This window comes from Campylobacter sp. S4:11 (genome assembly GCF_024723695.1).
Lineage (GTDB): Bacteria > Campylobacterota > Campylobacteria > Campylobacterales > Campylobacteraceae > Campylobacter_D > Campylobacter_D jejuni_C.
The window spans coordinates 18,736-44,835 of the sequence record NZ_JANQDC010000013.1; the positions used below are offsets into that span (position 1 = coordinate 18,736).

Annotated in this window: 25 protein-coding genes, 1 tRNA gene and 1 pseudogene; 20 read left to right on the plus strand and 7 right to left on the minus strand. The window is 28.1% G+C overall.

Annotation, left to right across the window (positions count from 1 at the left end):
• The first annotated feature begins 47 nt into the window (after nucleotides 1–47).
• The 3 genes from CAMP5053_RS05730 (at nucleotide 48) to CAMP5053_RS05740 (ending at nucleotide 2,534) form a co-directional block, all read left to right on the plus strand.
• A complete protein-coding gene (locus tag CAMP5053_RS05730) occupies nucleotides 48–1,223 on the plus strand; it encodes a DUF945 family protein (RefSeq protein ID WP_337217462.1) in 1,176 nt (391 codons plus the stop codon).
• Nucleotides 1,220–2,410 carry a replication-associated recombination protein A gene (locus tag CAMP5053_RS05735; protein WP_337217463.1) on the plus strand — a complete coding sequence of 397 codons (1,191 nt, stop codon included), beginning with the start codon at nucleotides 1,220–1,222 and terminating at the stop codon, nucleotides 2,408–2,410. The genes CAMP5053_RS05730 and CAMP5053_RS05735 overlap by 4 nt, the downstream gene beginning before the upstream one ends.
• 48 nt (nucleotides 2,411–2,458) lie before the next feature.
• Nucleotides 2,459–2,534, plus strand: a tRNA-Val gene (locus CAMP5053_RS05740).
• A 190-nt stretch (nucleotides 2,535–2,724) separates the two neighbouring features.
• Here the strand turns inward: CAMP5053_RS05740 and CAMP5053_RS05745 are convergent.
• From CAMP5053_RS05745 to CAMP5053_RS05765, 5 genes and pseudogenes are all read right to left on the minus strand, one after another.
• The gene (locus CAMP5053_RS05745) at nucleotides 2,725–3,930 is read right to left on the minus strand and encodes an LlaJI family restriction endonuclease (protein ID WP_337217464.1); all 1,206 of its coding nucleotides are present in this window, start codon (nucleotides 3,928–3,930) and stop codon (nucleotides 2,725–2,727) included.
• Complete coding sequence (locus tag CAMP5053_RS05750; RefSeq protein WP_337217465.1) at nucleotides 3,923–5,332, minus strand: McrB family protein; 1,410 nt, start codon at nucleotides 5,330–5,332, stop codon at nucleotides 3,923–3,925. Before CAMP5053_RS05750 ends, CAMP5053_RS05745 begins: the two co-directional genes overlap by 8 nt.
• Nucleotides 5,304–6,072 (minus strand): annotated as a pseudogene (locus CAMP5053_RS05755) (hypothetical protein). The gene CAMP5053_RS05750 and the pseudogene CAMP5053_RS05755 overlap by 29 nt, the downstream one beginning before the upstream one ends.
• A complete protein-coding gene (locus CAMP5053_RS05760) occupies nucleotides 6,059–7,321 on the minus strand; it encodes a DNA cytosine methyltransferase (protein ID WP_263724152.1) in 1,263 nt (420 codons plus the stop codon). Before CAMP5053_RS05760 ends, CAMP5053_RS05755 begins: the two are co-directional and overlap by 14 nt.
• 435 nt (nucleotides 7,322–7,756) lie before the next feature.
• Nucleotides 7,757–8,377 (minus strand): DUF305 domain-containing protein, encoded by a 621-nt coding sequence (locus CAMP5053_RS05765; RefSeq protein WP_337217466.1) that lies wholly within the window; start codon nucleotides 8,375–8,377, stop codon nucleotides 7,757–7,759.
• A gap of 119 nt (nucleotides 8,378–8,496) precedes the next feature.
• On the opposite strand from CAMP5053_RS05765, the gene CAMP5053_RS05770 reads away from it, so the two are divergent.
• A complete protein-coding gene (locus CAMP5053_RS05770) occupies nucleotides 8,497–9,129 on the plus strand; it encodes a hypothetical protein (protein WP_039619509.1) in 633 nt (210 codons plus the stop codon).
• Between the two features lie 2 nt (nucleotides 9,130–9,131).
• On the opposite strand, the gene ruvC is transcribed toward CAMP5053_RS05770, so the two are convergent.
• Nucleotides 9,132–9,608, minus strand: coding sequence for a crossover junction endodeoxyribonuclease RuvC (ruvC, locus tag CAMP5053_RS05775; RefSeq protein ID WP_039627288.1), 477 nt, complete (start codon nucleotides 9,606–9,608; stop codon nucleotides 9,132–9,134).
• A gap of 122 nt (nucleotides 9,609–9,730) precedes the next feature.
• On the opposite strand from ruvC, the gene dnaA reads away from it, so the two are divergent.
• The 13 genes from dnaA to CAMP5053_RS05840 all read left to right on the plus strand — a co-directional run bounded on the left by dnaA (nucleotide 9,731) and on the right by CAMP5053_RS05840 (nucleotide 21,383).
• On the plus strand, nucleotides 9,731–11,059 hold the full coding sequence (dnaA, locus tag CAMP5053_RS05780) for a chromosomal replication initiator protein DnaA (protein WP_214125671.1): 1,329 nt from the start codon (nucleotides 9,731–9,733) through the stop codon (nucleotides 11,057–11,059).
• Between the two features lie 132 nt (nucleotides 11,060–11,191).
• Entirely contained in the window at nucleotides 11,192–12,259 is a 1,068-nt protein-coding gene (dnaN, locus tag CAMP5053_RS05785) for a DNA polymerase III subunit beta (protein ID WP_039617031.1), read from the plus strand.
• Between the two features lie 9 nt (nucleotides 12,260–12,268).
• On the plus strand, nucleotides 12,269–14,587 hold the full coding sequence (gyrB, locus tag CAMP5053_RS05790; RefSeq protein WP_337217467.1) for a DNA topoisomerase (ATP-hydrolyzing) subunit B: 2,319 nt from the start codon (nucleotides 12,269–12,271) through the stop codon (nucleotides 14,585–14,587).
• 7 nt (nucleotides 14,588–14,594) lie between these two features.
• The gene (locus CAMP5053_RS05795) at nucleotides 14,595–15,122 is read left to right on the plus strand and encodes a zeta toxin family protein (protein ID WP_337217468.1); all 528 of its coding nucleotides are present in this window, start codon (nucleotides 14,595–14,597) and stop codon (nucleotides 15,120–15,122) included.
• Nucleotides 15,123–15,169: 47 nt separating this feature from the next.
• Nucleotides 15,170–15,841 carry an urease subunit beta gene (ureB, locus tag CAMP5053_RS05800; protein ID WP_337217469.1) on the plus strand — a complete coding sequence of 224 codons (672 nt, stop codon included), beginning with the start codon at nucleotides 15,170–15,172 and terminating at the stop codon, nucleotides 15,839–15,841.
• Nucleotides 15,838–17,535: an urease subunit alpha gene (ureC, locus tag CAMP5053_RS05805; RefSeq protein WP_337217470.1), complete on the plus strand. Its 1,698-nt coding sequence runs from the start codon at nucleotides 15,838–15,840 to the stop codon at nucleotides 17,533–17,535. The genes ureB and ureC overlap by 4 nt, the downstream gene beginning before the upstream one ends.
• Nucleotides 17,535–18,002: an urease accessory protein UreE gene (locus tag CAMP5053_RS05810; protein ID WP_052243344.1), complete on the plus strand. Its 468-nt coding sequence runs from the start codon at nucleotides 17,535–17,537 to the stop codon at nucleotides 18,000–18,002. Before ureC ends, CAMP5053_RS05810 begins: the two co-directional genes overlap by 1 nt.
• A gap of 2 nt (nucleotides 18,003–18,004) precedes the next feature.
• Nucleotides 18,005–18,673: an urease accessory protein UreF gene (locus CAMP5053_RS05815; RefSeq protein WP_337217471.1), complete on the plus strand. Its 669-nt coding sequence runs from the start codon at nucleotides 18,005–18,007 to the stop codon at nucleotides 18,671–18,673.
• Between the two features lie 10 nt (nucleotides 18,674–18,683).
• Nucleotides 18,684–19,283, plus strand: coding sequence for an urease accessory protein UreG (gene ureG / locus CAMP5053_RS05820; RefSeq protein ID WP_214100506.1), 600 nt, complete (start codon nucleotides 18,684–18,686; stop codon nucleotides 19,281–19,283).
• 1 nt (nucleotide 19,284) lies between these two features.
• Nucleotides 19,285–20,037 (plus strand): urease accessory protein UreD, encoded by a 753-nt coding sequence (locus tag CAMP5053_RS05825; RefSeq protein ID WP_337217472.1) that lies wholly within the window; start codon nucleotides 19,285–19,287, stop codon nucleotides 20,035–20,037.
• Nucleotides 20,038–20,083: 46 nt separating this feature from the next.
• A complete protein-coding gene (queF, locus tag CAMP5053_RS05830; protein ID WP_214136369.1) occupies nucleotides 20,084–20,470 on the plus strand; it encodes a preQ(1) synthase in 387 nt (128 codons plus the stop codon).
• Between the two features lie 52 nt (nucleotides 20,471–20,522).
• Complete coding sequence (locus CAMP5053_RS05835) at nucleotides 20,523–21,164, plus strand: outer membrane beta-barrel protein (protein WP_214100508.1); 642 nt, start codon at nucleotides 20,523–20,525, stop codon at nucleotides 21,162–21,164.
• Nucleotides 21,165–21,173: 9 nt separating this feature from the next.
• Entirely contained in the window at nucleotides 21,174–21,383 is a 210-nt protein-coding gene (locus tag CAMP5053_RS05840) for an alkylphosphonate utilization protein (protein ID WP_039617052.1), read from the plus strand.
• Between the two features lie 14 nt (nucleotides 21,384–21,397).
• Here CAMP5053_RS05840 and thyX read toward each other — a convergent pair whose 3' ends face one another.
• Nucleotides 21,398–22,030 carry an FAD-dependent thymidylate synthase gene (thyX, locus tag CAMP5053_RS05845; RefSeq protein WP_087699097.1) on the minus strand — a complete coding sequence of 211 codons (633 nt, stop codon included), beginning with the start codon at nucleotides 22,028–22,030 and terminating at the stop codon, nucleotides 21,398–21,400.
• Nucleotides 22,031–22,129: 99 nt separating this feature from the next.
• On the opposite strand from thyX, the gene CAMP5053_RS05850 reads away from it, so the two are divergent.
• The 3 genes from CAMP5053_RS05850 to CAMP5053_RS05860 all read left to right on the plus strand — a co-directional run bounded on the left by CAMP5053_RS05850 (nucleotide 22,130) and on the right by CAMP5053_RS05860 (nucleotide 25,972).
• Nucleotides 22,130–23,767 (plus strand): CTP synthase, encoded by a 1,638-nt coding sequence (locus CAMP5053_RS05850; RefSeq protein ID WP_087699096.1) that lies wholly within the window; start codon nucleotides 22,130–22,132, stop codon nucleotides 23,765–23,767.
• Nucleotides 23,757–25,328 carry a single-stranded-DNA-specific exonuclease RecJ gene (gene recJ / locus CAMP5053_RS05855; RefSeq protein ID WP_214100509.1) on the plus strand — a complete coding sequence of 524 codons (1,572 nt, stop codon included), beginning with the start codon at nucleotides 23,757–23,759 and terminating at the stop codon, nucleotides 25,326–25,328. The genes CAMP5053_RS05850 and recJ overlap by 11 nt, the downstream gene beginning before the upstream one ends.
• Nucleotides 25,329–25,396: 68 nt before the next feature.
• Nucleotides 25,397–25,972, plus strand: coding sequence for a lytic transglycosylase domain-containing protein (locus CAMP5053_RS05860; protein WP_214100510.1), 576 nt, complete (start codon nucleotides 25,397–25,399; stop codon nucleotides 25,970–25,972).
• Nucleotides 25,973–26,100 lie beyond the last annotated feature (128 nt).

Here is a 26,100-nt window from a genome sequence, read left to right on the forward strand (position 1 = left end):
TAGTAATAAAAATATATAATTTTTAAAATTTCACTTAAGGAAAATGAATGAAAAAAATCATCGCAGGGGTTGTAGTAGTAGTTTTACTAGCTATAGGGTTTTTTACCTCAGCTTCTTACATTAACTCTATCAATGGAAAAATATTTGCTCAAATGAGCCAAGATACAGCATATTATAGTGTTGAAGATGCTAACTATACCAAAGGACTTTTAAACTCCAAAGGAAGTTTTATAGCTACACTAAATGACTTGCCTTATAGTTTTAAAGTGAATGTGGATTTTTCTAATAATTTTTTTGCAAGTAATAATGCCATCGTTTCTATTTTAAATGAAAATGAAGACTTAAAAGGCATTTTCCCAAATGAAGAAATCTTTAAAATCTTAGTTAGTGCAAAAGGTGGAGACATTAATATCAATGCAAAAATAAATGATATCAATTTTACCCGCAATAATACAAATTTAGTTTTAAATAATACATCTTTTAAGATTACAGGTTCTGAGGAATTTGTAAAAAATATGGAGCTTAATCTAGGTTATGTTTTATTAGAACAACTATCTCATGAGGAAAAATTAGAAGCAAAAAATATCAAAATTTCTGAATTTCCTATACAAAAATTAAGTTTTAATGATATTTTTAGCCCTAGTAGAAATAGTGAGCAAAATATAAGCATTGATAATGTTAATTTTATAAGTTCTATTGCTTTTGACTTTGATAAATTAAAAATTTTTGCAAAAACAGCTCAAAATGCTCAAAATGATTATGATAGTGTTTTAAAACTAGATTTAGCTAAATTTAATCTTGCAAATGAAAACTTTATGTTAAATAATATTAATTTAGATATGAATTTTAATAATCTTTCTAAAAAAGCTTATGATAGTTTAGTGCAAAACTCAAACACTGATATTTTTTCTATGATGCTTTTAGCAAGTCAGTTTTTAAAAGCAAACCCACAAATCATCTTAAATAATCTAAGTTTTGAAAAAGAAGGTAAAAAATTTGACGCAAATGGACAAACTATTTTCACTGAAAATAATATAAAATCACAATTACATGCAAACACTGAAATTCTTCCTAGTCAAATTTGGCCTGATTTTGCAAATTTTGATACTTATTTTGTAGATAATAATGGCTCTTATGTGCTTGATTTTATCTATGATGATTCTAATAAAAGTGATGTTACAACTATCATTAATGGTGAAAGACTTACCATAAATCCACAATGACAAATTTAAGCTTAACTTTTCGTCCTAAAACTTTAGATGAGGTTTTAGGACAAGAGAATTTAGTAGAAATTTTTAAAAAATTCATACAAGTTTCAAAACTCCCTCATAGTGTATTTTTTGGTCCAGCAGGTTGTGGGAAGACTTCTTTTGCAAGGGCTATAGCGTATGAGTATAAACTAGACTTTTATGAGTTTGATGGAGGGAATTTTAAACTTGAAGAGCTTAGAAAAATACTAAGTAATTATGAAAATTCTTTATATAAACCTTTGATATTTATCGATGAGGTGCATAGACTTTCAAAAACCCAGCAAGAAATGCTTTTAATCCCTTTGGAAAATCAAAAATGCCTTTTCATAGGTGCAAGCACTGAAAACCCTTATTTTACTTTAACTTCAGGCATAAGAAGCAGAAGTATGCTTTTTGAATTTAAAGGTTTAGAATATAAAGACTTAGAAAAACTTGTCACAAAGGTACAAGAAAAACTCCAATGTAAAATCGATGATGATGCCAAAGACTTTTTAATCACTTCTAGTGCAAATGATGCAAGAAGCTTTTTAAATTTATGCGAGTTTGCTTTGGCTTTAGATAGTACTCATATCACACTTGAAACTTTGAAAAAATTAAGAGCAAATGTTTTAAGCGATGGCACTTCAAGTAAAGATACACACTATAGACTAGCTAGTTCTATGATAAAGAGCTTAAGAGGAAGTGATGTAGATGCGAGTTTGTATTATCTTGCGAGGTTGATTGATGGGGGCGAAAGTGCGGATTTCATCGCTAGAAGATTAGTGATATTTGCAAGTGAAGATATCTCAAATGCAAACCCACAAGCACTTAATCTAGCCACAAGCACACTCATAGCAGTAAAAAACATAGGCTATCCTGAAGCTAGGATCATCTTAGCTCAATGTGTGGTATTTTTAGCAAGTTCACCCAAGTCAAACTCAAGCTATCTTGCTATAAATGAAGCACTAAATTATGTGCAAAACAACCCCGCATTAAAAATACTTCCTTATCTTGATAATAACAACCCACAAAGAAAAAACTACCTTTATCCACATGATTTTGGAGGCTGGGTTAAGCAAAAATATCTAGAAAAAGACTTGAAATTTTATCATAGTAAAGGTATAGGTTTTGAAGCACAGCTAGATTTATGGCTAAATGATATGAAAAAAATTAAAAAGTGATTTTAAGCACAATGTAAAAATATTTTTATATAATTTTTGTTTTTTTAAGGTTCCGTAGCTCAGTTGGTAGAGCACCACCTTGACATGGTGGTGGTCGTTGGTTCAAGTCCAATCGGAGCCACCATTTTTTATTTCTTTCGATTTCTTTAATTTCCAAAAAATGCTTTCAAAATGCTATATATAAACAAACTAAATGATCTTTGATTTCAATTAATTTCTTTTGTGTTATAATTATTTTCAATTAATTAAGGTCATTATTAGGGTTCTTAAAACCTAATAGGGTTCTTTAAAAGAGCTTTATATTTTTGTATATCCTAGTGATCAATATCGCTAATTGCTGTAATTAATTGTTCTTTATGTGTAGAACCAATCTTATCATAATTATAAATTAAAAATCTAGTATCTACTAAGAGGCCTTGAATTTCCGTGTAGCTTTTGCTGTTTTTCCATTCAATAGTAGCTTTTCCAATATTTTCAAAAATACCATTTATTTTAACTTCAAAATTATTATTTTGTTTGTTATACGGCATCAAAAAAACATTATATATCTTCTTATTTTTTGTTCGATATTCTGCATATTCGCCATAAGCTACCTGTTTAATTATATCACTACTTTGTGGCAATCCTTTTAATTTTACACCATATTTGTAGTATTTTGCATCTAATATATAGATTTTGCCATCATCAATCATAATAGTATCAGGTTGTAATGAGCTATTATCTTTATTATCTGTATATTTTAATTTCCACTGAGTTTTTGGAAAATATTCATCCTTATCTGTAGTACCAAATGCTCTATCTATCATCTTTTCCCAAATAGTATGAAAAGCCGTTGTTCCAAATTTAAACTCGCTCTCTTTTAAAGATTTATCACTTTGTAAAAGCATATCTCTCATAGAACTAAAAAGTAATCGTTTTTTATCATCAAATGTATTATCTAATTTACTTTGCAAAACATAAAGACATTGATTTTTATTTATTGGTAAGTTGTATTTTGGTGGCATAAATGAATTGTAAGCAAAACCAAATTTGCAAAATGCCTCATAAACACAATATCTATTTATAGCTGTAATTAACCCATTTTTATTGGCTTGATTTTTTTTAGCTTGAAACTGCATATAAATTACAGAATTATTATTTTGGATGTTAGGGCGATTTTTATTAATCGTTCTAGCAAAGTTTATCTTACCTTTTGTAGTGGTTTGATAGATATTTTCTCGCTCGGTATAGTAACCGTGAGAAAGAAAATATTCTATGATATTTTTATACGCAATAAGTGGAAATGATTGCTCGATCTGTTCGTTTTTATTATCTACAAAATAAGATTTTGTATGAGATTTGTTAAATTTTAAAAGTACAGATATTAGTTTTCTAATATCTGTTCTTATATTCTTGTCATCACAATCTAAGTTAATCCCTAGTGGAAAGCAAATTTGAAGCTTATTTTCTTTACTTCTAATACCAACAAAATTATCGTCTAATTCATTGTCCATAAAGCAATGCTCCCTTAAATTAAACATATAACATAGCCTTAACATCATCGATAAAAATATCAAATTGAGATTTTCCATCTTCATTAACAAATCTTTCAATGACTTCTTCTAGTGTGTGGTATTTATTTTTATTAAAAAGTTTATCTTTGTCAAATTTAAAAACATCATCCCAAAGATATTTTAAAACTTTGTGAGCAAATTTTTCTTTACTTTCTAGGTCATCATTTCTTACAAAAAATACACCAAGTCTTTTATCTTCCATGGAGTTAACATCATTATCGCTTTTGGATATGATCGAATTTATAGTTTTACAAAATTTTTGCCAAGTAACATCGGTATTTAAAATTTTCTTATCTATAAAATTTTTATATTCATTGTATTTTTCTTCACTTTCAAACTCTTTTTTATTTTTATCAAAAGAATTTCTAATAAGTTGCATAGAAAATCTACGCTGAAAAGCAGTATCAAGTGTAAAGACATTTTGATCACTTGTATTCATTGTGGCAATTATCCATAAGTTTGATGGAATCTTTATATGTCTTTGTGTATTACCTTTATAAACTATTTTTGCTATATTATCATTATTTATAGCATAATTACTATTTCCATCTTCATCTCTATCAAGTAGTTGAAAAACTTCACCAAATATTGCAGGAGCATTGCCACGATTTATTTCATCAATAACTAAAATATATTTACCACTTGGGTTATTGTATGCTTTTTTTAAAATATTTGTAAAAGGTCCAGGTATAAAATCATAACTTACGATTTCATCTTTTACAATAGGCATTATTTGTCCTACAAAATCACTATATGAATAGTCAGGATGAAAAACTAATTTTTCAAAGATATATTCATTTTGTGGATACTTTATTTTTATAGTATGACTTTTACCACTACCTGGCACACCATACAAGATGATATTTTCTCCACCTTTTTCTCTTAAATTTTCATCAATTTCTACACTGTTGTTATTGCTAGTATTGTTAAGAAAATTTGGCTCTTCATTATCACTATAAGCGAGTAAGTGTAAATTATCCCATCTGTTTCTAGTCTTAAATTGTGGATTATTTACCAAATCTAATAAAACTTGATATCTTGCATCATTTTTTGTAATAATTTCAAGCATATATTTTTTTGATCCAATATATGCAAACAGTAATATATCATTAATACTAAGTTGATAACTAGGCTCAGTTTGGACAATTTCAGCAACTTCTGCATTTATAATCTTTTTAATATCCCCGCCAAGTCGTGGATCTGTTGATGTTAGTATTTTTACCTCACCACTTTCGTTTGATAAAGTACCTTTCATTGATATTATTTCTTGATCTTTTGCACTACCAAAAAAACTATGTAATATATATTGCTTTATACTGATTTGTTTTTCAATACACTGTTTATCTACTTTTCTTAAATAAATTTTCACTTTTTATCCTTTTTATTTAATTCATTTTTTATAAATTTGCCCCATTGTTCAGCTATTGCCTTAGCAAATCCAGGAAAAGTTTTACTTCGCCAAATTTGTCTTTCTTTGGCTGATTTTGTTTTAGTTAATCCATCACTATACCATTTGGCTATACGTTTACCACTTTTAAACTCTATAAATTCACCTGGTTCAACTATATTTGTATATTTAAGCAGTGGTAGATTTTTTAGCCAAAGACAAGTCTTTTTACTTGCACTGTCACCAAAGTGATATGGTTGAACTATTTGGTCTGCTTTACGGTAACGAGTATTCATAATACCTATAGGATTTTCTATAGCAATATATGGGATTTCCACCTTTGTTAAGTCAATGAAAAATTTAACTGCTATTTCTCTATCTTTTGCTCTATTTGGAAATTTTGGATGTGGTCTGCGCTTTGCTATCGGTAAATCTTTATCATCAGGATGATAATACCATTTTGCACCACTAACTGCTAAAAAAGTACAAGGTGGATGTGCTATCATCATATCCCACTTTTTTACATTAATATTTATTCCACTTTGTGTTATGCCACCTTTATTTTTTATAATACTAAAAATATCATGATTAAAATGCCATTCTGGATGATTACCACTGCACTCTAAAAGGTCACAACTATAAGCATTAAAACCAAGTTTACGAAATTCGATACATACCCTTTGACTCTCTTCACAAGCCACTATTATATTAATTTCTCTCATCTAAAACCTTTGCCACTGCTAGTGCTATATGTTTTGCAAAATTCACAGGGACTGCATTACCTATCATTTTAAAACAAGATCCTTGTGAACCTATAAACTCAAAATCATTTGGAAAAGTTTGTAAAATAGCAGCTTCTCTTATCGTAATAGAACGATTTTGTTTTGGACTAGGATGAATAAACATAAAACCATCTTTTTGTAAATGTGATACAAGTGTAGGACTTGGTTTATCCCATTCTAAATTTCGATATTTATTATGTTTTGAGATTTTCCCTGTAATTTTAGTATAAAAATCAAGTTTTTCTTTTGTAGTAGCATTATTCATACTATTTTCTACCCAAAATTTCATAGCTTTTAAATCACGCTGGTTATTAAATCGAGGAAAATTTTGAGTTAAATTAAAATTACTAACTAATTCATGAGATATATTTTTACCATCTATTTTAATTGGTATTTTTAATGGTTTAAATTTAGGAAGATTTTTTAACACATCTTTTAGCATAAGTGGTGGATTTTTTGATTTTAGATTATTGAGTATTGTGTAAAAATCTGTCAGTTTTTGTTTTTTTTCATTATTTTTTTTAACACCAAAAATTATTACACGATTTCTAATTTGTGGTACATCATAATCATTACTATTGTAAATTATATCTTTCATTTGATTTGGATTTTTTATATCATAGCCAATTTTAGCAAAAGCACTATAAATTCTATGTGTTATAAATTTATTACCAGGTTTAGCACTTAACATACCAGGCACATTTTCAAAAACAAAGCACTTTGGCTTATAATAATCTACAATTTTTGCAAAACTCTCAAAAAGATAATTTCTGTAATCATTTTTCATAGAATTTTTATCTTGAGCTCGACCTGCAATAGAATAAGCTTGACAAGGTGGACCTCCAATGATTATATCAATGTTTTTACCATTTAATAAACCATTTAATCCATATTTTGCAATATTTTCATCATTATCATTAATATAATTTTTTAATGATTCTTCACTCCATGAGCCATTTATTAATTCATCAACCTTTTGAATGTCAAATCTAATAACTCTTTTTTTAGCTTCTTTTAAAGTAAAATTAAAACGCTTTACTAAATCATTTCTAAGAGTTTCAACCATAGGCTTTTCCCATTCAATGTGGGCTAATATATCAAACCTATTTGTTTGTTTAAAACCTAATGATAATCCACCAGCACCAGCAAATAAGTCGATACAAGTATATTTTTCATTTTGCTTTTCCACTATTTATGCTCTCTCATATTTAATAATAATTATCATTTTTTATTACAATAACATACTTAATACTAATTTTATAACAAGTGATTTGTTAGTTTCTACAAATACTCTTATATAAACTTTTTAAAATTCTTTTTTATAATATTTTTAATTCTCTTATTTTCATATACTTAATGAATTTTATGAATAATTTGTACTAAATTTTATATTTTATAATTTTGTGATTATACATTACAAATTATAAAAAAACATAAATTATATAAATATTAGTATGTTATATAAATTTTATAACTTATTCATTTTGTAATTATCAATTAATTAAAAACTATTATAAAGTTATTTAAATTAATAATTTTAAAGACAAAATAGCAAATACAATGTTTAATATGATCTATGAAAATGTAAAATGATATCTAGGTAGTTTTACCAAACTACCTATTTTTACATATACTTTAACAAATTCGTAAAATCTTGAATTTCTTTTTCTTGATCTAAAATAATTTTTTTCGCTATATCGGTGATAGTTTTGTCTTTAGAATAAAATAAAATTTGTTTTGAAGCATCAACCGCGCCTTGATGGTGTGCTATCATCGCTTCTAAAAAGTCTTTATTGATGTTTTTGCTTTCTTTAACCGAACTCATTAAAATCATCATTTTTTGCATTAACTCTTTTTCTTCTTGAACGAATTTTTTATAAGTTTCTTCATCAATTTGAGTTTTTGTATAAAGATTTTTATCTAAAATTTCTTGAAATTCTTGAATTTCTTTTTCTTGAGCTTTGATGATATTTTGAGCGATTTTTTTCATCTCTTCACTTTTAGTATGTTCTAATAAAAGCTTAGATGAATCAATAGCACCTTGATGATGTGGAATCATATTAGCTAAAAAATCTCTTTCTATATCATTGCTTTGTACTAAAGGATTTTTCATCATAGGTTCATGCATACTCATCATGATTTGTGATGAAATACTTCCAGAAGCTCCATGATGAGCATGATGAGAATTTGCAGCAAATAAAGCACTTGCTAAAACTAAACTTGAAACTATAATTTTTATTTTCATTTTTTTCCTTGACTTTTAATTTAAAATCAAAAATATATAAAAATATCACAAACTAAAATTAACAAAAAAATTCAATTTTTTTTTGTTATAATTTATTTAAAAATACACAAGGATGGAAAATGCTTAGAGAACTACTTGAGATAAAAAAAGAAATGGAACCTATAATTCATGATTGTTCAGTAAAAATTCAAGTAGCCGCAAGAGAAGTAATCGTAAGAAAAAGAGAATATGAAATTTATGGACCTATGATAGATAGAGTATATCTTGATAATGCCATTTATATTAAAATTTTTGGTAGTGGGCGTGATACAAAAAGCACTAAAGTAGATATTAAAAACGGCCTTTATATGGTGTATGTAGCTCCCGATAAACCAACTAATCAAGAAATAATGAATAAACTAAAAATCGCATTTGAAAGTATAGATAATAAATTCATTTCAAGAATTTTAGAACTCAATAGAAGAATGAAAGAAGTGATCAATAAAACCCAAGCAACTCTAGCAAAAGCATCAAATATGAATGTTTTAATAGAAACTAACCTAGGCGAAGCAAGTGCAGCACATAAGTTTGTAATAACTATCAAATATTTAAAAGATAATCAAAAATTAGAATTAAAAAATTCAAAATCTGCAGGTAGCTTTAGAGATACTAAAAATCACATCAACCTAGTAGTAGAAAAAAATACTGATTCAGCTATATGTGAAAAACTTTTACATGATGTTGAAATTTATTTCATAGGTAGTGGAAAATAAAATCACTTTTTTACTCTCAAATTTGCTAAATGTGTCAAAGCCACCGCAATAGCATCTGTGATATCAAGTGGCTTAATATCTTTTGAAATTCCAAGCAATCTTTTCACCATAAAAGCTACTTGCTCTTTAGTAGCTTTTGCTTTACCTGTTACCGTTTTTTTCACTTGTAAAGGTGTGTATTCTGCAAATTCTCCATGAATTTGTAAAATTTTTAAACTCAAAGCTCCACGAAATTGTGCTAATTTTAAAACCGTTTTTGGATTATAAGCAAAAAATATATCTTCTATAGCTACCTCATCAAATTGATGATTTTTAAAGATTAGATCAAGCCCTTCACATAATTCTGTGATTTGATACTGCAAATCATTAGGTTTGATTTTGATAAGCCCTGCTTCTATGAGTTGATTTTTATTATTAATCCTTTCTACAATAGCATATCCACAATACCTAGAACCAGGATCTATCCCTAAAACTTTCAAACTTTTCACCTTTTTATTCACATAGATGTGAAATTTAAATTTTTATGTGAATAATTTTAACCATTTTTTATAAAAAATAAGCTAGAATTTTAAGTTTTACATCATAATTTATAAGAAAAATAATGAATATAAAAGATTTTTTACTTGAATTTAAAACTGAAATTAGCAATAACGAATACAATACTTACATTTCTCACTTACAATTTAGTGAAAAGTTAAGTAAAAATAATATCTTAGTATTTATCGCACCAAATCATTTTTTAGCTAAATTTATACAAACAAAATACGCACAAAAACTAGCTTATTTTTATGAAGTAAAAACAGGAATTAACCCTCAAATTAAAATCATCACAAATGATCAAAAGGTAGAGAAAAAACATTTTTCTACAGATATTTCACAGATTAAATTTCAAAGCACTATTTTAAATCCTTCTTTTACTTTTGAAAGCTTTGTTGTAGGGGATTCTAATCAATTTGCCTATGCGACCTGCAAAGCCATTACCGATAAAAGCAAACTTGGAAAATTATACAATCCTATCTTTATCTATGGCCCTACAGGACTTGGAAAAACTCACTTGCTTCAAGCTGTAGGAAATGTGTGTTTGGATAATGGATATAAGGTTATTTATGCTACAAGTGATAATTTTATCAATGATTTTACCATGCATTTAAATAATAAAACCATGAGTAAATTTCATGAAAAATACAAAAATTGCGATGTTTTACTCATTGATGATGTGCAGTTTTTAGGTAAAACAGACAAAATTCAAGAAGAATTTTTCTTTACTTTTAATGAAATCAAAGAAAAATTCGGACAAATCATCATGACAAGTGACAATCCTCCAAATATGCTAAAAGGCATAACAGAACGCTTAAAAAGTCGCTTTGCAAATGGGATCATCGCAGATATCACTCCACCTCAGCTTGATACAAAAATCGCAATTATTAAGAAAAAATGCGAATTTAATGCTATTTATCTCAAGTCTGAAGTCATAAGCTACATCGCTACTTCAATGGGAGATAATATCCGAGAAATAGAAGGAATGATTACAAATTTAAATGCTCAAGCAAGACTTTTTAACCAAGAAATCACTTTAGAAGTCGTTAAAAGCTTTATGAAAGACCACATCAAAGAAACAAAAGAAAATATCAGTGTTGAAGATATACTTGCTGATGTTTCAAAAAGCTATAATCTTAAGCCAAATGATATAAAATCAAACAAAAAAACACAAAATATCGTTATGGCAAGAAGGGTTGTGATATATTTAGCAAGAGAACTTACAACTATGTCTATGCCTCAACTTGCTAGATTTTTTAATATGAAAGATCACACCGCCATTTCACATAATATTAAAAAAATTCAAGAACTAATGAGTGAAAATGAAAATTTAAAAGCCATAGTAGAAGAATTAAGAAATAAAATTTTGACAAAAATAAAGAGCACCCTGTGAATAAAAGTGAAAAACAAAAAATTTTATTCTACGAGTAAAATTTCTATAAAAAAAGACTTTTAAAAAGCATTTCACATTTTCACATTGCTTATTATTATGATAAAATAAATTTAAAAAACAAAGGAAGTAAAAATGAAAATTAGCATTAATAAAAACACTCTAGAATCTGCCATAGTTTTAACTAACTCTTATGTAGATAAAAAAGACTCAAGCAACATCGCTTCTCACTTACTTTTTGAAGTAGTTGAAGATAAACTAATCATAAGAGCAAGTGATTATGAAATAGGTATTAATTATAAAATCAAAAAAATCAAAGTTGAAAGTGCAGGTTTTGCAACTGCTAATGCTAAAAGTATTTTAGATATTATTAAAAGTTTAAATAACGAAGATGTAGTTTTAGAAACCATAGAAAATTTCCTTTTTATTAGACAAAAAGGAACTAAATATAAACTTCCTATGTTTAATTATGAAGATTTTCCAAATTTTCCAAGCACTGAAGGAAAAGATAAATTCGATATTGATTCAAGTGATTTAAGTAGATCTTTGAAAAAAATCCTACCTGCAGTTGATACAAATAATCCAAAGTATTCTTTAAATGGTGCTTTACTTGATATAAAAACTACTCACATCAGCTTTGTAGGAACAGATACAAAACGCTTAGCAGTTTTTACACTAAATAAAACAAATGAAAAAGAATTTAACCTTTGCATTCCTAAAAAAGCTATTTTAGAAATGCAAAAAATCTTTTTTGAAAAAATTGAAATTTATTATGATGAAAATATATTGATTGCAAAAAATGATAATTTTGAGTTTTTTACAAAACTTATTAATGATAAATTCCCTGATTATGAAAGAGTAATTCCAAAAAATATCACAAAAGAATTTATTTTTAAAACTGAGGAATTTATGGATGCATTGAAAAAAATCAATGTAATCACTGAAAAAATGAAATTAAATTTCCATAAAGATAAACTTGTATTTGAAGGTATTAGTTTAGATAATATGGAAGCAAAAACTGAACTTGAAATGGAACTTAATATAGATGAGGAATTTAATCTTTGTATAAAAAATAAATTCATCACTGACTTTTTAAATTCTATTGAAAGTGAAACATTTAAACTTAGCATAAATGAACCTCATATGGCGTTTTTAGTTTCAAGTGAAGAATTACAAACTGTAATTATGCCAGTTATTTTATAAGGAAAATAAATGCAAGAAAATCAAAATTACGGCGCAGGAAATATTAAAGTTTTAAAAGGCTTAGAAGCTGTTAGAAAACGCCCTGGTATGTACATAGGTGATACCAACATAGGCGGTCTTCATCATATGATTTATGAAGTAGTGGATAATTCCATCGATGAAGCTATGGCAGGTTTTTGTGATACGATTAATGTAGAAATTACCACAGAAGGCTCTTGTATAGTAAGTGATAATGGTAGAGGGATTCCTGTGGGAATTCACCCTACTGAAAATATCCCTACTTTAACTGTAGTTTTAACCGTGCTTCATGCAGGTGGGAAATTTGATAAAGATACTTATAAAGTTTCAGGTGGTTTACACGGGGTTGGTGTGAGCGTTGTAAATGCTTTATCAAAAAAGTTAGTTGCTACAGTGCATAGAGATGGAGAAATTTACAGACAAGAATTTTCAGAAGGTAAAGTTACAAGTAATTTTGAAACCATAGGTAAAAGTAAAAAAACAGGAACGATTATAGAATTTTGGCCAGATAATCAAATTTTTGAAGTGACTGATTTTGATTATGAAATTTTAGCTAAAAGATTTCGTGAACTTGCATATTTAAATCCAAAAATTACTATAAATTTTAAAGATAATCGCGTAGGTAAAGCAGAAAGTTTTCATTTTGAAGGTGGTATAAGTCAGTTTGTTACAGATTTAAATAAAAAACAAACTCTAACTAAGGCTATATTTTTCAATGTAGATGAAGAAGATGTAAATGTTGAAGTAGCATTGCTTTATAATGATAGTTATAGTGAAAATTTACTTTCTTTTGTAAATAATATTAAAACTCCAGATGGTGGAACGCACGAAGCAGGTTTTAGAATGGGTTTAACTCGTGTTATAAGTAATTATATTGAAGCTAATGCTAGTGCTAGAGAGAAAGATTCTAAAATCACAGGTGATGATGTAAGAGAAGGTTTAATAGCAGTTGTAAGTGTTAAAGTACCTGAACCGCAATTTGAAGGACAAACTAAAGGAAAATTAGGTTCAAGCTATGTTAGACCTATAGTTTCTAAGGCTTCTTTTGAGTATTTGACAAAATACTTTGAAGAAAATCCTATCGAAGCAAAAGCTATTATGAATAAAGCTTTAATGGCAGCTCGTGGTAGAGAAGCAGCTAAAAAAGCTAGAGAATTAACAAGAAAAAAAGAAAGTTCAAGTGTAGGGACTTTACCAGGAAAATTAGCTGATTGTCAAAGTAAAGATCCAAGTGAAAGTGAAATTTATTTAGTTGAGGGTGATAGTGCGGGAGGTTCTGCAAAACAAGGTAGAGAAAGAACTTTCCAAGCGATTTTACCTTTAAGAGGTAAAATACTCAATGTTGAAAAAGCAAGGCTAGATAAAATTTTAAAAAGTGAGCAAATTCAAAATATGATCACAGCTTTTGGTTGTGGAATCGGTGATGAGTTTGATATAGAAAAATTAAGATATCATAAAATCATCATCATGACTGATGCTGATGTGGATGGTTCTCACATACAAACTTTGCTTTTGACATTTTTCTTCCGCTTTATGAATGATCTTGTAACAAATGGACATATTTATTTAGCTCAACCACCTTTATACCGCTATAAAAAAGGTCAGAAAAAAGAAATTTATCTAAAAGATGAAAAAGCTTTAAATGATTATTTGATCGAAACAGGTATAGAAAGCTCTACTTATGAAGGTATAGGATTAAATGATTTAAAAGATTTTTTAAAAATCGTTGCAGCTTATAGAAGTGTTTTAAAAGAATTAGAAAAAAGATTTAATGTAATTTCAGTGATTAGATATTTGATAGAAAATCCTGATTTAATAAAAGCTTCTAATGAAGAATTATTTAAAATTATAAAAGAATTTTTAGAAAAACAAAATCACAATATCTTAAATTCATATATCAATGAAAATGAAATTCGTGTTTATGTGCAAACTGAAAATGGTTTAGAAGAGCTTATCATCAATGATGATTTATTTGCTAATCCTTTATATGAAGAGGCAAATTATATTTATCAAAAAATTAAAGATAGAGATTTAAAATTTGATAAAGATATTTTAGAAATTTTAGATGAAGTTGAAAAAAATGCTAAAAAAGGTGCTTATATACAACGCTATAAAGGTCTTGGTGAGATGAATCCTGAACAACTTTGGGAAACAACTATGGATCCAAGTAATCGTCGTTTGTTAAAAATCACCATAGAAGATGCTCAAAGAGCAAATGATACTTTCAACCTTTTCATGGGCGATGATGTAGAACCACGCCGTGAGTATATACAAGCTCATGCTAAAGATGTTAAACATTTGGATGTTTAATCTTTAAATGATTTTTTTAATTGGAGGGCAAGGTCATAGTGGAAAGACCTTGCTTGCTCAAAAACTTCTTGAAAAATTTTATTATCCTTATTTGAGTTTAGATCATCTAAAAATGGGCTTAATTAAAGGAATGAAAGATTTTCCTTTTAAAGTAGATGAGGATGAAAAAATAGCTGAGTTTTTATTTCCTATTGTAGATGGTATAATTCAAACTTGTATAGAAAATGGACAAAATTTAATCATTGAAGGAATTTATCTTATTCCAAAAAAGCTAAAAAAATTTCAAAATCATTCTGATATTAAAATATTTTATATCATTTTTTCAAAAGAATATATTTTGCAAAATTATGCATTAATCTATCAAAATGAAAATATTATAGAAAAGCGTTTATTTAGTGAAAAAGAAGAAATAAACACTCTTATTTTAAATCATCAAAAACTTAAAACTCAATGTGAAAATTTAAATCTTTCTTTTATTGAAATTCAAAAAGACTATGAAGCTGAATTAAAAAATGCAATAGAATTTTTTGCCTAAAAGTAAGTAAATAGTTATATAATATCTAAAAAATTATAAGGATTAAAATGCATTTTACTCAGCAGCAATTGCAACGATTAATGCTTCATTACGCAGGAAAAATAGCTAAAGATAGAAAAGAGCAAAAAATAAAATTAAATTACAATGAAGCTTTAGCTTATATATGTTATGAATTAATGGAACTTGCAAGGAAAAATTTAAGTGTAAGTGAATTGATGAGCATAGGAAAAACTTTACTTACAAGTGAAGATGTGATTGATGGTGTTGCAAGTATGCTTGATGAAATTCAAATAGAACTTCCTTTTGAAGATGGCACAAAATTAGTTACTATACATGAACCTATATCAAATGATGATAAAATAAAAGCTGGAGAGATATTTTTATCATCAGAATTTATTGTGCTTAATGAAAATAAAACTTCTATAGAAATCAAAGTAAGCAATAAAGGTGATCGTCCCATACAAGTTGGCTCGCATTTTCATTTCTTTGAAGTTAATCGCTTTTTATCTTTTGATAGAGAAAAAGCTTATGGAAAAAGGTTAAATATCGCTTCAGGAACAAGTGTGAGATTTGAGCCAGGTGAAGAAAAAACAGTAAGTTTAATAGAATTTGGTGGTTTAAAAAAGGTTTTAGGTTTTAATAATCTTTGTGATGATTTTATCAATGATGAAAATAAAACTAAAGCTTTATCAAAAGCAAAAGAGAAAGGATTTCTTTGATTAAGATTAGCAAAAAAGACTATGTAAATATGTATGGTCCAACAACTAATGATAGAGTAAGATTAGCAGATACAGATTTAATTTTAAGAGTAGAAAAAGATTATACTTTATATGGCGAAGAAGTTAAATTTGGTGGTGGTAAAAATATCAGAGATGGTATGGCTCAAAGTGTGAGTGAGGGAGACTTTCCGGATTTAGTTTTAACTAATGCTTTGATTGTTGATTATACCGGTATTTATAAAGCAGATATTGGGATAAAAAATGGCTATATAGTAGGTATAGGAAAAGCAGGTAATCCTGATATACAAGATGGAGTTGATCCTAGCTTAATTATAGGCACAAATACAGATATTATTGGTGCAGAAGGTTTAATAGTAACTGCAGGTGGTATTGATACTCATATACATTTTATTTCTCCAACTCAAATTGAATGTGCCTTATATAGTGGTGTTACTACTATGATAGGAGGTGGTATAGGACCAAGTGAGGGAACAAATGCTACAACTTGCACAAGTGGGGCTTATCATATACATTCTATGTTAAAAGCTACGCAAAATTACCCTATGAATTTTGGCTTTTTAGGTAAAGGAAATTCAAGTAATAAAAATGCTTTAAAAGAGCAAATTATAGCTGGTGCATGTGGCTTAAAAATTCATGAAGATTGGGGTGCTACTTCTAGTGTGATTGATGCTAGTTTAAATATAGCTGATGAAATGGATATACAAGTAGCTATCCATACAGATACTTTAAATGAAGCAGGTTTTGTAGAAGATACGATTAAAGCTATTAATGGTAGAGTTATCCATACTTTTCACACTGAAGGTGCAGGTGGTGGCCATGCTCCTGATATTATTAAAATGGCAGGTTTTGAAAATGTTTTACCTGCAAGTACTAATCCTACTATGCCTTTTACTAAAAATACCATTGATGAGCATTTAGATATGCTTATGGTTTGTCATCATTTAGATAATAAAATCAAAGAAGATGTTGAATTTGCAGATAGTAGAATTCGTCCTGAAACTATAGCAGCAGAAGATAAACTTCATGATATGGGTGTTTTTAGTATTATGAGTAGTGATTCTCAAGCTATGGGACGTGTAGGTGAGGTGATTTTAAGAACATGGCAAAGTGCTGATAAATGCAAAAAAGAATTTGGTGCTTTGAAAGAAGATAATGATTTAGATGATAATTTCCGTATTAAACGCTATATAGCAAAATACACTATAAATCCTGCTATTGCACATGGGATTGATAGTTATATTGGTTCTATTGAAGTAGGAAAATTTGCTGATTTAGTGCTTTGGCAACCTAAATTTTTTGGAGTAAAACCAAAGCTTATTTTAAAAGGTGGCTTGATAGTAGGTGCAAAAATAGGCGATGCTAATGCTTCTATCCCAACACCTGAGCCTATTATCTATGAAAAAATGTTTGGAGCAAATTTAAATGAAAATGCTTTACATTTTGTTTCTAAAGCTTCTTTAGAAGCTAATATACCTGAAAAATTAAGCTTAAAAAGAAAATGTGTTGCAGTAAAAAATTGTAGAAATATCACTAAAAAAGATTTGAAATTTAATGATAAAGTTCAAGATATAGAAGTAAATCCACAAACTTATGAAGTAAAAATAAATGGTGAGCTTATTAGCTCTAAGAGTGTTGATTCTTTAGCTTTAGCTAGAAAATATTTTATGATTTGATGATTTTACTTCAAAATAAAATAACGCATTATGATTTAAATAAAGAATGCGATTTTTTAGAGCTTAGTTGGTTTGATACTTTTAAAAAGATATTAAGAACAACGACTTTAAAAGGACTAGATGTCGCTATAAAAATGCCTGATAATAAAGGTTTAAATCATAATGATTGTTTATATGATGAGGATTTTTTGATTTTAGTGAAAATCAAACCTGAAAAGGTTTTAAAAATTCACATAGAAAATGAATACAACCTTGCTTTAATAAGTTATCAAGTGGGTAATATGCATTTAAATTTATTTTATAAAGATCATAAACTTCTTACTTTAGAACAAAACTCTATCATAAGGTTTTTAGAAAAATTTAATATAAAATACGAAAAATGTGAGGAAATTTTAGAGCCAAAATATATGCTTGATATGCCAAGTTTTATCCAAGTTGATCCAAATTTTAAACTTATTAAAGAATAAAGATGAATAAATTAAATTTTTTACTTTTACAAATTAGTGATTCTTCTTTTCCTATAGGAGCTTTTTCACATTCTTTTGGTTTAGAATCTTATGTGAATTTTGCTTATATAAAAAATATAGAAGATGCAAAAAAAGTTTTAAAAACTCAGCTTTATTCTAATATTTTGTATTTTGAGCTTTTAGCTTTGAAAATAGCTTATGAAAATGCAAATGATGTAAAAAATTTACTAGTCTTTCAAAGAAAATTTTTATCAAGTATAGTTGCAAAAGAACAAAGTCAAGCTTATGTTTTTTTAGCTAAACGCTTTGTAAAAAATGTCAGTCTTTATGGATTATCAAATCCTTTATTAAATCAATACATTAAAGGAAATCAAACTCCTATTTATCCTTTTGTGTATGCTTTATTTTGTAAAGATAATGAACTTGATTTTATGTATGAAAGTTTTTTATTTGCTTTAATGAGTAATTTTATTAATATTCTTGTAAAAATCATACCTTTATCACAAAATGAAGGGCAGATTTTACTTTTTCAATTACAGCAAGATTTTCAAAAGGTTCTTTCTAAATTACAAAATTTAACTTTAAAAGATTGGTGTGAAAATCACAATATCTTAAATGATTATTTGGGTATAAAACACCAAAATTTAGCATTTAAAATTTATATTTCTTAAAAGGATTCTAATGGTTAAAATAGGCATAGGTGGTCCTGTAGGTAGTGGTAAAACAGCTTTAGTATTAAATTTATGTCAAGCTTTAAAAGATGAGCTTTCTTTGGCTGTGATTACAAATGATATTTATACAAATGAAGATGCAAATTTTTTAATCAAACAAGGTATTCTTGAAAAAGAAAGAATCATTGGAGTACAAACTGGAGGTTGTCCTCATACAGCCATTAGAGAAGATGCTTCTTGTAATCTTGAAGCCGTTGAACTTTTACAAGAACGCTTTAGTGATTTAGATCTTATTTTTATAGAAAGTGGCGGAGATAATTTATCGATGACTTTTTCACCTGAACTTGTGGATTTTTTTATCTTTGTTATAGATGTTGCTCAAGGAGAAAAAATTCCACGCAAAGGTGGTCCTGCTATTTGTAGGTCTGATTTAATGATTATCAATAAAATAGACTTAGCTCCTTATGTAAATGCTTCTTTAAAAATCATGCAAGAAGATACTTTAAAAATGCGTGGAGATAGACCTTTTATCATGAGTAATCTTCAAACTAAAGAAGGTTTAGATGAAATCATTACTTGGATTAAAAAATACACACTTTTAAAGGATTGATTTGTTTGCTCAAAAGAGTGTTTTTCAACTTACATTAGATACTATCAATGAAAAAACTATCATAAAAAATTCTTTTTTCACACCTCCTTTTAAGCTTATGAGGAATTTTTATGATAAAAAATTAACTAGTATATATGTTTTAAATTCTAGTGCTGGAATTTTCAAAGAGGATCATTTAAGTTTTGAAATCATATGTAAGAAAAGTACAAACACCACTATACTCACACAAAGTTATGAAAAGGTATATGATACTAAAGATTCTTTTGCAAGTAAAAATATTGATTTTACTCTTGAAGAAAATGCAAGCTTTTTTTATATGCCAAAGCCACTTTTGCTTCAAGAAAATGCAAATTTTATACAAAATACAAAGGTCAATCTAGCTTCTTTTTCAAGATTAGTTTATGTTGATTTTGTCATTTTTGGTAGAGTGGCTATGGATGAAAAATTTGCTTTTAAAAATTATGAGAGTTTAACTCAAATTTATAGAAATGATACTTTAATTTTAAATGATAAAATTAAAATCAATCCTTCCTATATGAAAGAAAATGAATTAAATTTTTTTGCAAATCATACGCATTATTTGAGTATTTATCTTTTTGGATATGATGAGTTTTATGAAGAATTAAAAGCTTCATTTGACGATATAAATCAACTTTTTTATGAGGGTTTGTGTATAAAAATTCTTAGTAATGAAAGTGAAAAATTACTTTTACTTCAAGATAAGCTTTTTAAATTTTGTCAAAATAAAATATAAAATATTGTGGTATTATAAAGTTTTAAAAACAAACTAAGGATTATAAATGCGATATGGTGAAAAAGAAATCAAAGAATTTAGTGTAGAAAATATGGAAGTTTGGCCAAATGATGCTAAAAATGATTATGTGATTAAAATCACTTTGCCTGAATTTATGTGTTGTTGTCCGCGTAGTGGATATCCTGATTTTGCTACAATTTACTTAGAATACATTCCAAATAAATTAGTAGTAGAACTTAAAGCAATCAAACTTTATATCAATACCTTTATGTATAGAAATGTTTCGCATGAAGTAAGTATTAATGAAATTTATAATACTTTAAAAGAAAAACTTGATCCAAAATGGATAAAAGTAGTAGGCGATTTTAATCCTCGTGGTAATGTGCATACTGTGATTGAATGCAGATCTGATTTAGTAGTGCCACAAAATTAAATTTTTATTAAAAATAAAAAGATATATTAAGTCTTATTTTAAGGAGTAAAATATGAAATTAAAATTATTTTCTTTAGTTGCAAGTGTGGCTTTGATTTCAAATTTGGCTTTAGCAGATGAAAATTCAGGTTTGCTTTTAGGTATTGATGCAGGATGGTTTCATACTAAGGTAAAATCTGATCTTGAACATACTAAAAATAATAAAAAAATCAATGGTGATTTAGAAGGCGATGTTCCTGTTTTTGGTTTAAGAGTAGGTTATCGTTTTAGTGAAAATCATAGACTTTATGGTGCTTATAATTATTCAAGTGAATTTAGTGATGTAATCAACACTACAAGATTAAAAATTGATGGAGAATTTACTACACATAAGTTTTTGCTTGGTTATGATTTTACTCCAAAAATCTTTGAAAAAATAAGAGCGGTTTTAGGTGTATATGGTGGTTATGCAAGAACGGATATGACTTTAAAAACAAGTTTCTTATCTTTATCTCAAGACTTTGATGGTTATACGTATGGGGCAAAAATCGGTGCTTTGTATGAGTTAAATCAAGCAAATGAAATTGAGTTTGGTTTTAAAGCTGAACAAACTCATTATGATACAAGAAATTTCAGCACTGCTAATTCATCAAATTTTTATGATCCTAAACAAACAAATTATGGTTTATATCTAGGATATACTTATAAATTCTAAGGAGAATATATGCCAAAAGATGCAAATGGAACTGAACTTAATGCAGGTGATAGTGTAAGTGTTGTTAAAGATTTAAAGGTTAAAGGCGCAAGTACTACTTTAAAGCGTGGCACGACTATAAAAAATATTAAGCTTACAAACAAAGACACTGAAATTGAAGCTAAGGTAGATAAATTTGGTGTGATTGTTTTAAAAACTGAATTTCTTAAAAAAATATAAGTAAAAATTCCCAATCAATCTTGGGAATTTTCTTCTTGATAAACACAATGTTTAAAAATAAATTGATGTTCCTCAGGTAAGTTTTCAAATAAAGCATTTGCGAGTTGTCTTATCTCCCAAAGGGCTGATTTTGAGCTTCTTAGAGTAATAAAATTTTGCAAACTTCTTGCATTAATAGTTAAAGTTAATTCTGTTTTATAGCTTTCTGGTAAGCAGTATTTTGCTATGTCTAAACTAATACTATTTTGCAAAATCAAACGCAGATTTTCTAAAGCTTTGATACTTGCATTATCTACCACTTCATTTCCGGTTAATACCAAGTATCTTTTAGCATTTTCAAAGTCATTTTCTTTAAATTCACTTTCATTTCTTAGTTCTTTTAAAGTATATCTTGTGCTTTTGACACTAGGACTGGTGTGGCGGTGTCTTGCGACTTCTTGTAAGCATGCTCTTGAAATACCTTGTATATAAAAAGTATAGTTTAAATGCTCTAAGGTTGAAGCATGTTTGAATTTATTTCCCACTCGATCGATTAATTCTTTATCTTTTTCGCCACCACAATCGCCTTTGTCAAAACTTTGCCAACATGTTCTTGTTGCATGAGAGCATACAGAAAGTGGAGTATGATTTAATAATGTGACTTTCATCGAAAAATTCCTTCAAAAATAATTGAATTTTACACAAATGTTTATAAAAATAAAATTTTTTATTCGTTATAATTTCAAAAAAAGAAATAAGGCTATTTTATGAAATTAAAACAAACTAAGTATATTTTTGTAACCGGCGGTGTTTTAAGCTCATTAGGAAAAGGTATAGCAGCAGCTTCTATAGCTACTATTTTAAAAAATTCAGGTTTAAAAGTAAGTATTTTAAAAGCAGATCCTTATATTAATGTAGATCCTGGTACGATGAGTCCTTTAGAGCATGGGGAAGTGTTTGTTACAGATGATGGAGCTGAGACAGATTTAGACTTAGGACATTATGAGAGGTTTTTAAATGAGAGTTTATCTCAGGATAATAACTTCACAACAGGAAGAGTTTATCAAAGTGTTATAGAAAAAGAAAGAAGAGGAGATTACTTAGGAAAAACCATACAAGTAATTCCTCATATAGTTGATGAGATAAAAGATCGCATTAAAAAGGCTGGAGTTGATAAAGATATTTTAATTGTTGAAATAGGTGGTACAGTAGGAGATATAGAAGGCTTACCATTTTTAGAAGCTATTAGAGCTTTAAAGCTTGAAGTGGGTAAATACAATGCTATTAATATTCATTTGACTTTAGTGCCATTTATCAAAGCAGCAGGAGAGCTTAAAACAAAACCAACTCAACATAGCGTGGGAGAATTACGCCGTATAGGTATAAGCCCTGATATGATTATTTGTAGAAGTGAAAAATCTTTAGATAGAGAGTTAAAAGATAAAATCGCAATTTCATGTGGAGTTGAAAAAAACTGTGTTATAGAAAGTGTGGACGCAGCTAGTATTTATCAAATTCCACTAAATTTCTTAAAACAAGATATTTTAAACTCTATTGCAAGTTTATTAGATCTTCAAAATTTAAAGCCAAATATGAACGAATGGGATTCTTTAGTAAAAAGAGTCATCGCTCCAAGTAATGAACTTAGCATTGCTTTTGTAGGAAAATATGTAGATTTAAAAGAAAGCTATAAAAGTTTAACAGAGGCCATTATCCATGCAGGTGCAGCACTTGATGCGAGAGTAAATTTAAAATGGATCGATAGTGAAAAATTAGAAAATGCAAATATCGAAGAAAGCTTTAAAGATGTAAGTGGAATTTTAGTAGCAGGTGGTTTTGGTTATCGTGGGGTAGAAGGAAAAATCAAAGCCATACAATATGCAAGAGAAAATAAAATTCCATTTTTAGGAATTTGTTTGGGTATGCAGCTTTCTTTAGTGGAATTTGCACGCAATGTTTTAAAACTAGAAGATGCAAATTCTCATGAATTTAATCCAAATTGTAAAAATCCTATCATCTTTTTGATTGATGAATTTATTGACGCAAGTGGAGAAAAGCAAATTAGAACAAGTAAAACTCCACTTGGTGGAACTATGCGTCTTGGAGCTTATGAGTGTCATATTAAGCCAAATACACTTTTAAGTAAGGTTTATGATAATCAAAAAAGCGTAAAAGAACGCCACCGCCACCGCTATGAAGCTAATCCAAAATACAAAGAAATGTTTGAGAAAAATGGGCTTATTATAAGTGGGGAAAATGAAGGTTTGGTTGAGGCTGTGGAGCTTAAAGATCATCCATTTTTCTTGGCAGTGCAGTTTCATCCTGAATTCACTTCACGCTTAGTTAGAGTTAATCCAGCTATTTTTTCTTTTATCAAGGCATCTTTAACAAATCATGCTAAATAAAGCCAAAATAAAAGAAATTTTACATCAGCGTTTTATTAACGATACGCATGTAAAGCTTTGTGATTTACCTATGCCATCTTGTTTGAAAGATGTCTATAAGGGTGCTTTACGTATTAAAGAAGCGATTGAAAAAAATCAAAAGCTTGCTATTGTTGGGGATTATGATGTAGATGGGGTGATTTCTTGTGTGATTTTATCTGAATTTTTTGATGATATTGGTTTTGATTATGTAGTAAAAATTCCAAATCGTTTTAAAGATGGATATGGTCTAAATGAAGAAATTATCAATGAACTTGATGGGGTAGATTTAATCATCACTGTAGATAATGGTATAGCAGCATTTGATGCAGCAGAGCTTTGTTTACAAAAAGGAATTGATTTAATCATTACTGATCATCATATGCCTCCAGCTACTTTACCAAAAGCTTATGCGATTATCAATCCTAAACAACAAGATTGTGAATTTCCTGATATTGAAATTTGTGGGGCTCAAGTGGCTTGGTATTTAGTCGCTGCGATAAAAGAAGTGTGTAAGATTAATTATAATATGTGTAAATTTATAGAGCTTTTATCTATCGCAATTATCGCAGATATGATGGAGCTTAGAGACTTAAATAGAGCCTTAGTTAGGAAAGGCATAGAGTGCATTAATGATTCAAAACGAGTGGCATTTAAAGCGATTAAGCAGTATTTTGGTAAGGATAAATTTGAACTTGATAATATCAGTTTTTTAATTGCACCTTTGATTAATAGTGCAGGTAGAATGGATGATGCGATTATTTCTTATAAATTTTTGCATTCTAAAAATATCGATGAGGTTATGGGTTATTTAGAGCAAATCATTACTTATAATAATAGCCGTAAAGATGAAGAACGCGAGCTTTTTAAGCAGTGTTTAGAACAAGTTGATGAAAATGATCCTGTGATTATTGTTAATGGACAAAACTGGCATGAGGGTGTTTTGGGTATAGTTGCAAGTCGTTTAGCAAAGCATTTTAATAAGCCAGCCTTTGTTTTTTCAGAATGTGAACAAAAGGCTAAAGCTAGCGTTAGAAGCGTAGGTAGGATAGATATTTTAAATGTTATAGAGCAAGCTAAAGAATTTGTTTTAAGCTATGGTGGACATAAAGGTGCAGCTGGAGTTTTAGTTGAGCTTGAAAAATTTAGTGTTTTTAAAAATAAGCTTTATGAAATTTGTCAAAATATTCCTAAAGATGATTTTTACAATACAGATGAAGTTTTGGGTAGTATTGATCCAAATGAAGTTGATTTTGAGCTTTTAGAAATATTAGATTTTTTTGAACCTTTTGGACATAAAAACCCAAGACCTTATTTTAAATTTGATAAGCTTTTTGTAAAAAATAAAAGAAGACTTGGTAAAGAGGAAAATCATATGAAGCTTATTTTAACACAAGGAAATAAAACTTTAGAGGCTTTATTTTTTAACTTTGACTATGAGCCAGAAATTGGAGAAAACATCGATTTTATAGCTAGTGTTTCAAAAAATAACTTTAGAGGTTTAATTACTCCTCAACTTACTATTAAAGAAATTCTTAGATAATTTATTAACTTATTCACATATTTTTTATTTATAAATTTGCTATAGCATAAATACTACAAAGGAGTAAAATGTTAAAAAAGATTTTATTATTAGCAGTGTTTTTTAATTTTACTTTTGCTTTTGATACAAAAATTTTTATAGGCGATACTTATATACCTGAAAATTTTTATAAATACGACAGGGATTTTAAAGCTGCAGCTAGAAAATATAATATACCCATGGCTTTACTTAAGGCTATAGCTTTAACAGAAAATGCTGCATATAAGCATAATATCATCGGTAAAAATAAAAATCAAACAAGAGATTATGGTTTAATGCAAATTAATAGTATTCATTTAAAACGCTATGGAATTGGTGAAAAAGAGATTGTAAAATCTAGTGTAAATATTGATACAGCAGCAAGATTGCTTCATGAGATTATACAAAAGCATGGTTTTAGTTGGAATGCCATTGGAAGATACCATTCAGCAAATGATAAATATAAAAATATTTGGCTTGATAAAGTAATGAAAAATTTAGTTGCTATAGTTTTAAAGGATAGTAAAGATCTTTTTGTAATGGAAAAATTTAGAGCCTTTAAGCTTGCTTCTCTTTTGATAAATGTAGATAAAGAACAATATAGAGTTTTATTAGCAAAAAATTAATTAAACTAATTTTAAATAAATTCTTTTTATAATTACGCCTATTTTTATTTAACAATCAAGGAGTTTTAATGTCTTACTTTACGGGGGGGGGGATTTGATAATTCCCAATTAAATAATACCTCTTTAAA

Coding starts and splice junctions, on each gene's coding strand:
- CAMP5053_RS05730 (WP_337217462.1), top strand. CDS start 48: ATGAAAAAAATCATCGCAGGGGTTGTAGTAGTAGTTTTACTAGCTATA.
- CAMP5053_RS05735 (WP_337217463.1), top strand. CDS start 1,220: ATGACAAATTTAAGCTTAACTTTTCGTCCTAAAACTTTAGATGAGGTT.
- CAMP5053_RS05745 (WP_337217464.1), bottom strand. CDS start 3,930: ATGTTTAATTTAAGGGAGCATTGCTTTATGGACAATGAATTAGACGAT.
- CAMP5053_RS05765 (WP_337217466.1), bottom strand. CDS start 8,377: ATGAAAATAAAAATTATAGTTTCAAGTTTAGTTTTAGCAAGTGCTTTA.
- CAMP5053_RS05770 (WP_039619509.1), top strand. CDS start 8,497: ATGCTTAGAGAACTACTTGAGATAAAAAAAGAAATGGAACCTATAATT.
- dnaA (WP_214125671.1), top strand. CDS start 9,731: ATGAATATAAAAGATTTTTTACTTGAATTTAAAACTGAAATTAGCAAT.
- dnaN (WP_039617031.1), top strand. CDS start 11,192: ATGAAAATTAGCATTAATAAAAACACTCTAGAATCTGCCATAGTTTTA.
- gyrB (WP_337217467.1), top strand. CDS start 12,269: ATGCAAGAAAATCAAAATTACGGCGCAGGAAATATTAAAGTTTTAAAA.
- CAMP5053_RS05795 (WP_337217468.1), top strand. CDS start 14,595: ATGATTTTTTTAATTGGAGGGCAAGGTCATAGTGGAAAGACCTTGCTT.
- ureB (WP_337217469.1), top strand. CDS start 15,170: ATGCATTTTACTCAGCAGCAATTGCAACGATTAATGCTTCATTACGCA.
- CAMP5053_RS05810 (WP_052243344.1), top strand. CDS start 17,535: ATGATTTTACTTCAAAATAAAATAACGCATTATGATTTAAATAAAGAA.
- CAMP5053_RS05815 (WP_337217471.1), top strand. CDS start 18,005: ATGAATAAATTAAATTTTTTACTTTTACAAATTAGTGATTCTTCTTTT.
- ureG (WP_214100506.1), top strand. CDS start 18,684: ATGGTTAAAATAGGCATAGGTGGTCCTGTAGGTAGTGGTAAAACAGCT.
- queF (WP_214136369.1), top strand. CDS start 20,084: ATGCGATATGGTGAAAAAGAAATCAAAGAATTTAGTGTAGAAAATATG.
- CAMP5053_RS05835 (WP_214100508.1), top strand. CDS start 20,523: ATGAAATTAAAATTATTTTCTTTAGTTGCAAGTGTGGCTTTGATTTCA.
- CAMP5053_RS05840 (WP_039617052.1), top strand. CDS start 21,174: ATGCCAAAAGATGCAAATGGAACTGAACTTAATGCAGGTGATAGTGTA.
- thyX (WP_087699097.1), bottom strand. CDS start 22,030: ATGAAAGTCACATTATTAAATCATACTCCACTTTCTGTATGCTCTCAT.
- CAMP5053_RS05850 (WP_087699096.1), top strand. CDS start 22,130: ATGAAATTAAAACAAACTAAGTATATTTTTGTAACCGGCGGTGTTTTA.
- recJ (WP_214100509.1), top strand. CDS start 23,757: ATGCTAAATAAAGCCAAAATAAAAGAAATTTTACATCAGCGTTTTATT.
- CAMP5053_RS05860 (WP_214100510.1), top strand. CDS start 25,397: ATGTTAAAAAAGATTTTATTATTAGCAGTGTTTTTTAATTTTACTTTT.